Source organism: Mesorhizobium sp. (assembly GCF_004962925.1).
Lineage (GTDB): Bacteria > Pseudomonadota > Alphaproteobacteria > Rhizobiales > Rhizobiaceae > Mesorhizobium.
Map to the genome: position 1 here is coordinate 31,940 of NZ_SUEO01000027.1, position 12,676 is coordinate 44,615.

Annotated in this window: 15 protein-coding genes and 1 pseudogene; 3 read left to right on the forward strand and 13 right to left on the reverse strand. The window is 61.1% G+C overall.

What is annotated here, in order from left to right; translation table 11 throughout:
- The 5 genes from E5W87_RS08785 to eno all read right to left on the reverse strand — a co-directional run.
- Nucleotides 1–390: biotin/lipoyl-containing protein (locus tag E5W87_RS08785; protein WP_292396038.1), on the reverse strand; the 390-nt coding region annotated here is incomplete at its 3' end.
- A gap of 18 nt (nucleotides 391–408) precedes the next feature.
- The gene (locus E5W87_RS08790; RefSeq protein ID WP_292396041.1) at nucleotides 409–1,797 is read right to left on the reverse strand and encodes a pyruvate dehydrogenase complex E1 component subunit beta; all 1,389 of its coding nucleotides are present in this window, start codon (nucleotides 1,795–1,797) and stop codon (nucleotides 409–411) included.
- Between the two features lie 15 nt (nucleotides 1,798–1,812).
- Nucleotides 1,813–2,859, reverse strand: coding sequence for a pyruvate dehydrogenase (acetyl-transferring) E1 component subunit alpha (pdhA, locus tag E5W87_RS08795; RefSeq protein ID WP_292396045.1), 1,047 nt, complete (start codon nucleotides 2,857–2,859; stop codon nucleotides 1,813–1,815).
- A 171-nt stretch (nucleotides 2,860–3,030) separates the two neighbouring features.
- Complete coding sequence (locus tag E5W87_RS08800; protein WP_292396048.1) at nucleotides 3,031–3,354, reverse strand: septum formation initiator family protein; 324 nt, start codon at nucleotides 3,352–3,354, stop codon at nucleotides 3,031–3,033.
- Nucleotides 3,355–3,541: 187 nt separating this feature from the next.
- Nucleotides 3,542–4,816: a phosphopyruvate hydratase gene (eno, locus tag E5W87_RS08805; RefSeq protein ID WP_292396052.1), complete on the reverse strand. Its 1,275-nt coding sequence runs from the start codon at nucleotides 4,814–4,816 to the stop codon at nucleotides 3,542–3,544.
- A 71-nt stretch (nucleotides 4,817–4,887) separates the two neighbouring features.
- Between eno and E5W87_RS08810 the strand changes: the two genes are divergently transcribed.
- Nucleotides 4,888–5,088 carry a hypothetical protein gene (locus E5W87_RS08810; RefSeq protein WP_292396054.1) on the forward strand — a complete coding sequence of 67 codons (201 nt, stop codon included), beginning with the start codon at nucleotides 4,888–4,890 and terminating at the stop codon, nucleotides 5,086–5,088.
- A gap of 121 nt (nucleotides 5,089–5,209) precedes the next feature.
- Here the strand turns inward: E5W87_RS08810 and E5W87_RS08815 are convergent, their stop codons facing one another.
- The 4 genes from E5W87_RS08815 to E5W87_RS08830 form a co-directional block, all read right to left on the reverse strand.
- A complete protein-coding gene (locus tag E5W87_RS08815; RefSeq protein ID WP_292396057.1) occupies nucleotides 5,210–5,575 on the reverse strand; it encodes a PRC-barrel domain-containing protein in 366 nt (121 codons plus the stop codon).
- Between the two features lie 82 nt (nucleotides 5,576–5,657).
- Nucleotides 5,658–5,861, reverse strand: coding sequence for a dodecin family protein (locus E5W87_RS08820; RefSeq protein ID WP_095488666.1), 204 nt, complete (start codon nucleotides 5,859–5,861; stop codon nucleotides 5,658–5,660).
- A 100-nt stretch (nucleotides 5,862–5,961) separates the two neighbouring features.
- Nucleotides 5,962–6,792: a 3-deoxy-8-phosphooctulonate synthase gene (gene kdsA / locus E5W87_RS08825; protein ID WP_292396060.1), complete on the reverse strand. Its 831-nt coding sequence runs from the start codon at nucleotides 6,790–6,792 to the stop codon at nucleotides 5,962–5,964.
- The gene (locus E5W87_RS08830; protein ID WP_292396063.1) at nucleotides 6,789–7,682 is read right to left on the reverse strand and encodes a VOC family protein; all 894 of its coding nucleotides are present in this window, start codon (nucleotides 7,680–7,682) and stop codon (nucleotides 6,789–6,791) included. Before E5W87_RS08830 ends, kdsA begins: the two co-directional genes overlap by 4 nt.
- A 154-nt stretch (nucleotides 7,683–7,836) precedes the next feature.
- On the opposite strand from E5W87_RS08830, the gene E5W87_RS08835 reads away from it, so the two are divergent.
- Nucleotides 7,837–7,962: a hypothetical protein gene (locus E5W87_RS08835; RefSeq protein ID WP_292396066.1), complete on the forward strand. Its 126-nt coding sequence runs from the start codon at nucleotides 7,837–7,839 to the stop codon at nucleotides 7,960–7,962.
- Between the two features lie 35 nt (nucleotides 7,963–7,997).
- On the opposite strand, the gene E5W87_RS08840 is transcribed toward E5W87_RS08835, so the two are convergent.
- Together E5W87_RS08840 and E5W87_RS08845 are read right to left on the reverse strand one after the other, a co-directional pair.
- Entirely contained in the window at nucleotides 7,998–8,288 is a 291-nt protein-coding gene (locus E5W87_RS08840; protein WP_292396069.1) for a Dabb family protein, read from the reverse strand.
- A gap of 105 nt (nucleotides 8,289–8,393) precedes the next feature.
- Nucleotides 8,394–8,528, reverse strand: a complete 135-nt coding sequence (locus E5W87_RS08845; protein ID WP_292396072.1) for a hypothetical protein — start codon at nucleotides 8,526–8,528, stop codon at nucleotides 8,394–8,396.
- Between the two features lie 242 nt (nucleotides 8,529–8,770).
- Here E5W87_RS08845 and E5W87_RS08850 point away from each other — a divergent pair, with 242 nt between their 5' ends.
- Nucleotides 8,771–10,027 (forward strand): cyclopropane-fatty-acyl-phospholipid synthase family protein, encoded by a 1,257-nt coding sequence (locus E5W87_RS08850; RefSeq protein ID WP_292396075.1) that lies wholly within the window; start codon nucleotides 8,771–8,773, stop codon nucleotides 10,025–10,027.
- 29 nt (nucleotides 10,028–10,056) lie between these two features.
- On the opposite strand, the gene E5W87_RS08855 is transcribed toward E5W87_RS08850, so the two are convergent.
- Complete coding sequence (locus tag E5W87_RS08855; RefSeq protein ID WP_292396078.1) at nucleotides 10,057–12,030, reverse strand: bifunctional 2',3'-cyclic-nucleotide 2'-phosphodiesterase/3'-nucleotidase; 1,974 nt, start codon at nucleotides 12,028–12,030, stop codon at nucleotides 10,057–10,059.
- A gap of 142 nt (nucleotides 12,031–12,172) precedes the next feature.
- A pseudogene (locus tag E5W87_RS08860) lies at nucleotides 12,173–12,676 on the reverse strand (FAD-dependent oxidoreductase); the annotation flags it as partial.

Sequence of the window (12,676 nt, forward strand, 5' to 3'; positions counted from 1 at the left end):
CCCTGCGGCAGGCGCGACAGCGCCCCCCTCTGTCGACTTCGTCGACATCTCCCCCACGGGTGGGGAGATTGGCGCCTTGTCCTGCTTTGCCTCGGCCTTTGCCGGCGCAGCGCCGTCACCACTCTTCGCGGCGGCCGCCGCATCCTCGCCTTCGGCCGCGAGAACGGCGATCAGCGCGTTGACCTTGACGCCTTCGGTGCCGGCGGGAACGACCAGCTTGGCGACCGTGCCTTCGTCGACCGCTTCGACTTCCATCGTCGCCTTATCGGTCTCGATCTCGGCGATCACATCGCCCGGCGAAACCTTGTCGCCCTCCTTGACCAGCCATTTGGAAAGATTGCCCTCTTCCATCGTGGGCGACAGGGCCGGCATGGTGATGTTGATCGGCATTTTGTCCTCCCGCCCTGCTCAGCGATATGTGACGGCTTTGACCGCCTCGACGACCTCGCCGACATTGGGCAGCGCCAGCTTTTCGAGATTGGCCGCATATGGCATCGGCACGTCCTTGCCCGCAATGGTGATGACCGGCGCGTCGAGGAAATCGAAGGCGCGCCGCGACACCTGGTTGGCGATGTGGTCGCCGACCGAGTTCTGCGGAAATCCTTCCTCCACCACGACCAGCCGATTGGTCTTCTTGACCGAAGCGATGATGGTGTCGAAATCGAGCGGACGGATGGTCCTGAGGTCGATGATCTCGGCATCGATGCCCATGCCGCGCAATTCGGCCTCGGCCTTGATCGCATAGGTCATGCCAATGCCGAAGGAGACGATGGTGACGTCCTTGCCTGATTTATGGATGCGCGCCTTGCCGATCGGCAGCACGAAATCGTCCATCTTCGGCACGTCGAAGGAGTGGCCATAGAGGATTTCATTCTCGAGGAAGATGATCGGGTTCGGATCGCGAATCGCGGCCTTCAGCAACCCCTTGGCGTCGGCGGCGCTATAGGGCATCACCACCTTCAGCCCGGGAATGTGGCTGTACCAGGCGGCATAGCACTGCGAATGCTGGGCGGCGACGCGGGCAGCCGCGCCGTTCGGCCCGCGGAAGACGATGGGCGCGCCCATCTGGCCGCCGGACATGTAGAGCGTCTTGGCGGCGGAGTTGATGATCTGGTCGATCGCCTGCATGGCGAAGTTGAAGGTCATGAACTCGACGATCGGTTTTAGGCCGGCCATCGCCGCGCCGACGCCGACGCCAGCAAAACCGTGCTCGGTGATCGGCGTGTCGACGACGCGACGCGGCCCGAATTCCTGCAGCAGCCCTTGCGTGATCTTATAGGCCCCCTGGTACTCGGCGACCTCCTCGCCCATGACGAAGACGTCGCCATCGCGGCGCATCTCCTCGGCCATCGCGTCACGCAACGCCTCGCGCACGGTGGTCGAGACCATTTCCGTGCCCGCCGGGATGTCTGGATCTGCGGCAATTTCGGTTCTTGGCGAGGCGGCGACAGGTGCTGCTGTCTCGCTCTTGGCCTGAGCAGGCGCTGGCGCGGCTGTTTCAGCCTTGGCAGGTTCTTCTTCGCCGATGCCTTCGCCTACCTTGTCGATGTCTTCACCATCAACGGCGAGCACGGCGATCAGCGCGTTGACCTTGACACCTTCGGTGCCGGCAGGAACCACGATCTTGGCAAGCGTGCCTTCGTCGACGGCCTCGATTTCCATCGTCGCCTTGTCGGTCTCGATCTCGGCGATGACGTCACCGGCGACGACCTTGTCGCCCTCGTTCTTCAACCATTTGGAAACATTGCCCTCTTCCATGGTCGGCGAGAGAGCGGGCATGAGAATTTCGATCGGCATGTCCTTGCCCTCTCGTTACAGTACGATGTCGGTCCAGAGCTCGGACTGATCCGGCTCTGCGTCATTCTGGGCAAATTCAGCGGCGTCGGCGACGATATCGCGAACCTCCTTATCGACGGCCTTGAGCTCGTCCTCATCGGCCCACTTCTTCTCGATCAGGCGCGCCTTGACCTGCTCGATCGGGTCGCGCTCAGAGCGCATCTTCTGCACTTCTTCCTTGGAGCGGTACTTTGCCGGATCGGACATCGAGTGGCCGCGGTAGCGGTAGGTTTGCATTTCGAGGATCAGCGGCCCCCTGCCGGCGCGGCACCATTCGGTGGCGAGATCGCCGGCTGCCTTGACCGCACGGACGTCCATGCCGTCGACCTGGATGCCGGGAATCTTGAAGGAGGCGCCGCGGTGCGAAAAATCCGTCTCGGCCGACGATCGTGAAACCGAAGTGCCCATGGCGTAGCGGTTGTTCTCGATGATGTAGATCACCGGCAGCTTCCACAGCGAGGCCATGTTGAAGCTTTCATAGACCTGGCCCTGATTCGCGGCACCGTCGCCGAAATAGGTCAGCGTCACATTGTTGTTGCCGCGATAGCGGTTGGCGAAGGCGAGGCCGGTGCCGAGCGAAACCTGCGCTCCGACAATGCCGTGGCCGCCGTAAAAATGCTTCTCCTTGGAGAACATGTGCATGGAGCCGCCCTTGCCCCTGGACAAGCCGCCGCGGCGACCGGTCAATTCGGCCATGACGCCGCGTGGCGACAGTTCCATCGCCAGCATGTGGCCGTGGTCGCGGTAGGCGGTGATCATCTGGTCGCCATCGACCAGCGCCATCTTCATGCCGGTGACAACTGCTTCCTGGCCGATATAGAGATGGCAGAAGCCGCCGATGAAGCCCATGCCGTAGAGCTGGCCGGCCTTTTCCTCGAAGCGGCGGATAAGCAGCATGCGCCGGTAGGCGTCAAGCTCCTCTTCCTTGGTGAAGTCGACGGGCTTGGGGGCTAAAAGCCCCGCCGATTTGCCGTCGGATCTGGATTTGGATTTGGCAGGCGCTTTTCTGGCGGCGGTGGCCATGCATCACTCCCTGTTGGCGTCTCTTGCGGACACTGAGGGAGATCAGTTCTCCCCACCGATTTTGGGGAGGCTAACACGCGAGACGGCGTTCCGCCATGCTGAAAATGCATGGCTGACATGCGTCTAAGCGATTAAAATCATTCGAAATATTGGCGATTAACTGACATCTGGTTATCTTGCCGTAGCCGGTAACATGATGGTGATTTCGTCGGCGTGGGACATATTGAGTGCCTTGCGCGCCTGCTCGTCGAGCATGTCCTTCTCCAGCGTGCCCTGATGCATGAGCTGAACGCGCCGCTGCAGGTCGAGCCGGCGCGCCTTGACGGCATCGAGCTTACCTTGCAGGTCGACGGTTTCGGCTTTCAACCGGTACTTGGAATAGATGCCGAATTCACCGTGATAGGCGTGGAAGCCGAAATAGGCCAAGAACGCCACGCAGAGCGAGGGGATGATCAGTCGCCCGGTGTTTCTCTGCTTGTGCTGACGTGTCCACATGATCCAAATCCCTTAGAGCGCCGCGCCTCCTCTTGGACGCACAAAGGACACTCCAACACTCCGCGACCTAGCCCCTTTCTCGCCTGATTGTGCTTAATGGACGGTTACGCACGACCGAATTTGGCGGTGTTGAATCGAAAAGGGCGGAGAATGCCCCGCCCTTTCGTTTCCGGCTATGCCTTTCGGCTCAGCCCTTGACGATCGACTTGCCGGCGTAGAGCGCCTGCTTGCCGAGTTCTTCCTCGATGCGGATGAGCTGGTTGTACTTGGCCATGCGATCCGAGCGCGACAGCGAACCTGTCTTGATCTGCCCGCAATTGGTGGCAACGGCGAGATCGGCGATGGTCGAATCTTCAGTTTCGCCCGAGCGATGCGACATGACAGCGGTGTAGCCGGCCTTGTGCGCGGTTTCGACGGCGTCGAGCGTCTCGGTCAGTGAGCCGATCTGGTTGACCTTGACCAGGATCGAATTGGCGACGCCCATGCGAATGCCATCGCGCAGCCTCGCCGTATTGGTGACGAACAGATCGTCGCCAACCAGCTGGGTTTTCTTGCCGATGAGGTCGGTCAGCGTTTTCCAGCCGTCCCAGTCGTCTTCGGCCAGCCCGTCCTCGATGGTGATGATCGGATAGTCAGCGGCGAGCTTGGCCAGATATTTGGCCTGGGTCTTCGGATCGCGGGTCTTCTTCTCGCCTTCATAGACGTAGTTGTCGTCCTTGAAGAATTCGGTGGCGGCGCAATCGAGACCGAGTGCAACCTCTTCGCCCGGCTTGAAGCCAGCCTGCTCGATCGATTCCATGATGAAATCGAGCGCAGCGGGCGCGCTCTTCAGGTTAGGAGCGAAACCGCCCTCGTCGCCGACATTGGTGTTGTGGCCGGCGTCCTTCAGCCGCTTTCTCAACGTGTGAAAGATTTCCGAGCCCCAGCGCACGCCGTCACGCAGTGTAGGCGCACCGATCGGCAGGATCATGAATTCCTGGAAGTCGATCGGGTTGTCGGCATGGGCACCACCGTTGATGATGTTCATCATCGGCACTGGAAGCACATGCGCCTTTGTGCCGCCGACATAGCGGTAGAGCGGCAGGCCGGCCGCTTCCGCCGCAGCCTTTGCCACCGCCAGCGACACGCCGAGGATGGCGTTGGCGCCGAGCCGGCTCTTATTGGGTGTGCCGTCGAGCTCGATCATGGTCTGGTCGATGTGGATCTGGTTCTCGGCTTCCATGCCGCCGATCGCTTCGAACAGCTCGCCATTGACGGCCTCTACCGCCCGCAGGACGCCCTTGCCGAGGTACCGGGCGCCGCCGTCTCGCAGCTCGACCGCCTCATGAGCGCCGGTCGAAGCGCCGGAGGGCACCGCTGCGCGGCCCATCGAGCCGTCTTCGAGCACGACGTCGACCTCGACGGTCGGGTTTCCGCGGCTGTCCAGGATTTCACGCCCGACAATGTCGATGATGGCGGTCATTGCGATGTCCCCGATTGATCTGACGAAGCGTCGCGCACGTCTTAGCCAAAGTGCTGCAAAACGCAATCGGGGTGTCCGCAAATATTGCCGCCATCTCCGCCATGCCGGTTCACGAAGCAAAAACTGCTGTCATCATAAGTCTTGGCGGCATGCGGCTTTCTGGTTTATGCTCGCAGCTGCGCGGGGCGAAACTGGAGGAGTTTCGCCATGTCTCAGTTGAGCGGTATCGTGAGTTTGTTCCTGATCGCGGCGGCGTTTCTAACGTCGTGTGACACTCAGCAGCCTCAACAAGGCGCGGAGTTGTCGACCCTTCAAGCGGCGGAGTAGTTATCCTGCAGAAAAGGCCCTCGGTTCAATGAAACTGAGGGCCTTTTTGATTCCGGCAGATCAAGGTCAATGCCAATAAGGCTCGACCCTATAATAGCTGTATGAAGCATCCCGCGCGGCCTCGCCGTCGGCGCCCGTCAATTCACTGATCGAATAGGCGGGAGCAGCCTTTAGTTGCTCCTTTGTAAACGGCACGACGTAGCCGCCCTTGTTCTCGTCATAGTCGAGGCTCGCCCACGGGATCGCATGATACTTCTCGCCGATACCGAGAAATCCGCCAAAGCCAATCACGGCAAACATGATTCCGTTCGACAATTTGTCGAGCATGACATCCTCGATGTCGCCGATGTGGGTGCCTTCCGTGTTGTAGACTGATGTACCGATAACCCGCGAGGCAGCGATGGCTTCAGTGTGTCCTGTCTGGGTTGTCATTGTGTACTCCTCGTTGTCGTTGACGCTATGCTTGACAATGAGGGGCGCGGATGAAGGTTCCAGACTTTTCGACGGGAACCGATCACTCCGCGAGGATGAAGGTGACCTTCATGTTGACGCGGTAGGCGGAGATCTTGCCGTCCTCGACGACGACCTTCTGGTCCTGGATCCAGGCGCCTTCGACGTTCTTCAAAGTCTTTGCAGCGCGCGCAATTCCCAGTTCGATAGCGTCCTGAAAGCTCTTCTTCGAGGATGACGTGATTTCGGTGACACGGGCGACGGGCATGGCTTCCTCCTCCGAGGTACTCAGTTGCCTGGACAGCGTACAACCGGCACCTGTTGACCACAAGTTTAGAGGGAGGCGGGACTTAGGACCCTGAGCATGCTCAGCTCTTGGCGACGCGGTCGAATGCAATCAGCCTTTCAAGCAGGGCGGGAAGATCCTTCAGCGGCACCATATTGGGGCCGTCGGAGGGTGCGTTGTCGGGATCCTGGTGCGTCTCGATGAAGACGCCGGCGACACCGACAGCAACCGCCGCGCGCGCCAGCGTCTCGACGAAGCGCCGATCGCCACCCGTGGAGCCGCCCTGCCCGCCCGGCTGCTGCACTGAATGCGTGGCGTCGAAAATCACCGGTGCGCCGATCTCGGCCATGATCGGCAGGGCGCGCATATCGGACACCAGCGTGTTGTAGCCGAAGGACGCGCCGCGCTCGGTAACCAGCACGTTGGCGTTGCCGGAACCGGTGATCTTGGCGACGACGTTCTTCATGTCCCACGGCGCGAGGAACTGGCCCTTCTTCACATTGACGACCTTGCCGGTTCTTGCAGCCGCGATCAGCAGATCGGTCTGGCGGCTAAGGAAAGCCGGAATCTGCAGGATGTCGACATGCGGCGCCACGACCGCGCACTGTTCCTCGGTGTGAATATCGGTCAGGATCGGTAGCGAAAACGCCTTGCGCAAATCATCGAAGACAGGCAGCGCCGCATCGAGCCCGGCGCCGCGCGTGCCGCCAAGCGAGGTGCGGTTGGCCTTGTCGTAGCTGGTCTTGTAGACGAGACCCAGCCCCAGCTTCTCTGTCAGTTCCTTCAGCGCGCCAGCCATGTCGAAGGCGTGCTGGCGTGATTCAAGCTGGCACGGGCCGGCAATTAGCGACAGCGGCGCGGTGTTGCCGAAGACGACATTGCCAACGGTAACGGACGAATTGGGCTTGCTCATGCGATCTCCCGGAAGATGAAGGCCGCACCCTGTCCGGGTGCCGGCCGCACGACAATATCATTGCCGCGTATGTCGTGTTCGACGGAACCGGCCGCAAGCAGCTTTGCGACCGCGTCTGCGCGGCGAACTGAAAAGACCACCGCCGCGAAACGGAGTTCCGATGGCGCGCCGGCAGGGATGCCGAAGCGCGTTTCGAAAGCGACGGGGTCAAGCAGGGTCAAGGTCGCGTTCGGCAGGTCAAACGCGGTGCTCCCCTGCCCGGCCGCGGGACTGCGCACCGCGATCGAGATCAATCGGCGCTGTTCGGATGGCTGGTCGCTGACCGCCACGATTTCGATGATGCCAGTTGCGCCATTGGCGTGGATTTGCAACGCGGTGCGGTCCACTTTCGGCGCATTGACCCGCTCGCAGGCGAACAGGAATGCGTCCTTCGCCCCGGCACTGGAGGCGAAGGCCAATTTGAACGATGCCGTATCGCTCTTTCCCGCCGCGTCGGTGAAGGCGCGCGAAAAGCTCAGCATATCTCCCGCCGACAGGCCGGCTTCGACATAGCGCATATGATCGGCGTCCGCATCTTCGGTGCCTAGGACAAGGGCGGAAAATCCCTCATTGCCGCGCTGGTCGCGATAGGCGCGATCGCGCGCGACGAAGACGTTGCCGTCCGCAATCGCTTCCGCCGCCGCTTGCGCGTTGCCCACCGCCAGCGGCTCGAGATAGGTGCCGTCTTCAAGGAAGACGCAGCAGTTTTCCGTTCCGAAAGGATGGATGCCGGTCGGCGCCACGACAAAGCCAAGCGAAACCAGCCGCGCCCGCGCCACGTCGAGGCTTACGGTCGGCAGCACAAGATGGTCAAGCGGATAAGGGCTTGGCGGATAAGGGCCTGCTGGCATCGTTTCGATCATGCCGGGGCGGTGTGCATCATTCCGGAAGTTGGTTCAAGAGCCTCGTCTGACGCCGCAAGGATCCAGGTGGCCGATCGCGCGGCGTCGGTGCGCGAGCCTCCGGAACACTTGCCGCTGCCGGAAATCAACCTACGTGATCCAAATGAGAAAGATGTTGTTCATAGCGGCAGCGGTCGTCGCGATCGTAGTCCTTGCCATGCTGGTCTGGAGTGCGCCGAAGCGACCAGGGGCCGATCTGACCGAACCGACTGCCGCTCAGACGGAGTAAGGGAAGCACGTTTCTCCTGCTTCGGTCGATTTCTTTCAGGACGCCGCCACAACATCCGCCGAATATCGCAATTCGCGCAGCGGTTTGACCTGGCTGGTCGTCTCGCCATAGAGCGGATGCGCCTTGTAGGCGGCCAGAGCGGCCTCATCCTCGAATTCGGCATAAACGACCACGTCGATCTCATCCGAAAGCGGGTCGACCTTAGTGTTGAGCGTTACCTCGAAAAGGCGGGAATATGGGATATTGCCCAGCGCCAGCAAGCCCGTGCGTACGGCCTCGACATCCTCTTTGTGCCGCGCGCTGAAGAAAACGATATGCCGGATCAACCCAGCCTCCTCGATCGATGTGCAAAGCGTGTTTTGTGTGGGCAAAACGATCGCGTCAACCGGCAAGGATGTCGCGGCGATAACGCGATGATCGGGTAAGGAAACCTACACCATGCTGGTGATGTAGCGCACGATGCGCGTTATCTCCCTGACCGTGGTGTCGAGATAGCGGCCCTGATTATAGAGTCCGTCCCAGATCAGGAAGAACGTGACGGCGCAGATGACGATAACGTAACGCATGGCTAAAACTACTGCATCTGGGTGGTCGCAACCATAGTGATTCCGGCGTTGATCAACGCCCTCCCCCAAAATCTGTCCATTGGTCCGTGTTCGCTTGCCCTTGCCTCTTGAAGTTCCCTTTGATGAGATGAAAGATTGCTGCGGGGATTCATCAGGAAGCAGCGTTCGCGCCCTGGCGAATGAACTGCGCGTGCGGAACTGGCCATTGTTGCGCCGGCTCCGCAGAAGTTCGGGGGCGTGATATGGCTCACAAGGAAGACACCGGCGCTGCGTTAGGCGACGCGGTCAGGCTGGACGAACTCAATTTCGCCGAAACGGTCAAGGGCCTGCCGGCCAAGGCGCGCATGGTGTTGTCGGCGGCGATGAACCTGCCGCGTGGCTCGCTCAAGGTGAGGATGCCGGACGGCCGCGCCGTCCTCGTCGGCGGCAAGGCGCCGGGTCCGGACGCCGAACTGGTGCTCAAGAACTGGCGCTTGCCCGGCCGCGCCTTCACCGGCGGCACCATTGGCATCGCCGAATCCTACATCGACGGCGATTGGGACAGTCCCGATGTAACCAGTTTCCTGGAACTGTTCGTGGTCAATTCGGAAATCGGAGAGCGCATCGCCGGCGGCGCCAGCTGGCTCATCAACGCCGTCCAGCGTGTCCGCCACTGGTTCAACCAAAACACCCGCACGGGCTCAAAGCGCAACATTTCGGCGCACTACGATCTCGGCAACGCCTTTTACAAGCAATGGCTGGACCCGAGCATGACCTATTCGTCGGCGCTCTATACGACTGGCGCCAACGATCTGGAAAGCGCGCAAGCCGCCAAGTATCGCGCGCTGGCCAAGGACACGGGCATCGGCGCGAAAGACCACGTGCTGGAAATCGGTTGCGGCTGGGGCGGCTTTGCCGAATTCGCCGCGCGCGAGATCGGCTGCCGCGTCACCGGGTTGACCATCAGCCGCGAGCAGCATGATTTCGCCAAAGCGCGCATTCAGAAGGCAGGACTTGCCGACAAGGTCGACATCAAGCTGCAAGACTACCGCGACGAAGCCGGATCCTACGACCGCATCGCCTCGATCGAGATGTTCGAGGCGGTCGGCGAAAAATACTGGCCGGTGTTTTTCGGCAAGATGAAGGATTGCCTGCGGCCTGGCGGCACCGCCGGCCTGCAGATCATCACCATCAACGAGAAAGCCTACGACACCTATCGCGCCCGGCCGGATTTCATCCAGCGTTACGTCTTCCCAGGCGGCATGCTGCCAACGCCGTCGATCCTCAAAACGCTCGGCAAAGACCATGGCCTCGCTCATCTGCGCGAGCACATTTTCCCGGACGACTATGCCCGCACACTCGCCGAATGGCGCCATCGCTTCCGGGCGTCATGGGAAAAGATTGTCCCGCTCGGTTTCGACGACCGCTTCAAGAAGCTCTGGGAATTTTACCTGCATTATTGCGAAGCCGGCTTCCGCGCCAGCTACATCGATGTCCGCCAGGTGGTTTACAGAGCTTAGTGGCAGCGGATGTTGCCCGCTCGGTTCGTCTAGAGAGTGATGCGGTACTTGGCAAACCCCGCTTCGCCCTCGCCTGCCGGTTCGATCTTTAGCGACTTCACCTGCGCAATAAAATCCTTCGCCTTGGCGCCGGTCTCGAACACGACGCTGGTTCCGGGCAGCGGTGCAAACGACCAGTTGGCGTCCGCCGACGGGTTGATCATGCCTTGGCTGACGAGGTAGCGCACGATCACGTCGCGGTTGGTGTCCGGCGCCTCGTAGATGATCTTCGAGGCATTGATCTCCGGGAAATTGCCGCCACCGCCGGCGCGGTAATTGTTGGTCGCGACGACGAATTTACGCATGGGATCAATTGGTTCTCCGTCGAACATCAAGTCGACGATGCGATTCGAGCCGGCATTCACCAGACCGCCCTTCGAATCATACTTCGGCGGCTGCGACAGGTCGATCCGATAGGTGACGCCGTCGATCACGTCAAAATTGTAGGATGGGAAATCGGTGTTGATGAGCGGCTGATCGGCCTTATCGGGCTCGATCCGGTTGAAGATACCGGCCGACATTTCCAGCCATTCCTTCACCTGCAACCCGGTGATTTCGACGGCGCGGACAGTATTCGGATAGAGATAGAGATCAGCGACGTTCTTGATGGCGATATCGCCCACGGGAACGTCGGTATAGTAGTCGGCGCCGTTGCGCCCGCCGGCCTTGAAGGGCGCCGCCGCCGACAGCAGCGGCACGTCCTTCCACTGCGTATTCTTGAGGATATCCCTGAGATACCAGGTCTGCGCCTGGCTGACGATCTGCACCGACGGATCGTCGGCGACCAGCGCGAAATAGGAATAGAGCGGCGCCGAAGTTTTCCCGACCGGCCGGCGCACATAGGCAAGCGTGGCTTCGTGATCTTCTTTCAGCGCATCGACGATGCGCTGGTCGTCAGCGACCGTCGGCTTGTTCGCCTTGTCGACCCGCTCGTAGATCGGCCGTGCCTCGGAGGTCGCCGAGACGATCCGCCATTTCGACCCGTCGCGCTCCAGCAACAAGTCGATCAGACCCATATGCGAGCCCCAGAAGCCGCCCATAACGGCAGGCTTGCCCTGCAGCGTGCCCTTTTCCGGGTCGACAGCCTCGAGCGCCTGAAAGTCCTTCTTGCCGGGAAAGACGAGATGCTGGTGGCCGGTGAAGACCGCGTCGATGCCTTCGACGCCGGCGACGAAAAACGAGGCGTTCTCCATCATGTTGCCCTGCTTCACGTCGATGCCGGAATGGGACAGCGCAATGACGATGTCGGCACCCTCCTCCTTCATCTGCGGTACCCACGCCTTGGCCGCCTCGACAATGTCGCGTGTCTTGACGTTGCCTTCGAGATTCTTCAGGTCCCAGACCATGACCTGCGGCGGCACGAAGCCGATGATGCCGATCCTGATCGGCTGCTCGGCGCCTGACCCGTCCCTGATTTTCTTGTCGAGAATGACATAAGGCTTGAGATAGAGCCTGTCGTTGCGCGGGTTCGCAGCGAGTTCGGTGCCGCGGATCAGGTTGGCGCAGACGAACGGAAAATTGGCGCCGGCCAGCACCTTGTCCATGAACGACAGGCCGTAATTGAATTCGTGGTTGCCGAGCGTCGAACATTCATAGCCGAGCAGGTTCATGCCCTTCATGACCGGATGCAGGTCGCCATCCTTCATCCCTCTCTCAATGTAGTCGCCCATCGGGTTGCCCTGCAGAAGGTCGCCATTGTCGATCAGCATCGCGTTGGCGGCTTCCTTGCGCACCGCATCGATCAGCGAAGCGGTGCGCGACAGTCCCATCGTGTCGTTCGCTTTGTCGGCGTAGTAATCGTAAGGCAGCACATTCACATGGATGTCGGTCGTCTCCATGATCCTGAGATGCGCCTGGTTGCCTTGAGCGCGGGCGGAGAACGGGTGCAGCATGATCAGCGCTCCGGTGGCGGCGGCGCTGGCAAGGAACCCGCGGCGGGAGACGGGTTGGAACAGTTCAGACATTGTTTTTGTTTTCTCCTGTTCGACGACGTGCCAAGCTTCAAATGACGTGCCGAGTCCTGCCCGAAGCAAAGCTTCGCGCCTAAATCCAGTCGAGTCCATCAGGAATAGATGACGTGCCGATGAATGCGCGCGGGCGGAGACGTCAGCTCCTGTCGTCGTCGCCTTGGGTGATCAGCCGAGCGCTGCGCTGCCCTGTCACGTAGATCCATAGCCAGCTCAGCGAAATCGCAAGCCGGTTACGAAAGCCGATCAGGAAGTAGATGTGCGCGAGGCCCCACAGCCACCAGGCCAGCCGGCCGGTGAGCTTGATCCAGCCGAAATCGATCGCGGCGGCGCGCTTGCCGATCGTCGCCAGATCGCCGTCATGCTTATAGCGGAAAGGCCGCGGGGTTGCGTCGCCGGCAAGCCGGGCCTTGATCGTCGCGGCGACATGCCGGCCCTGCTGTTTGGCGGCAGGTGCTACACCGGGCACCATGCGGCCATCCGGCCGCAGGACGTGTGCAGCGTCACCGACGACGAAAATCTCCGGGCTGCCCGGCACGGTCAGGTCGGGCTCGACGAGCACCCTGCCCGCCCGGTCCGCTGCCGCCCCCAGCCATTCGGCGGCCGGGGAAGCGGCAACGCCGGCCGCCCACAGGATAGTCCT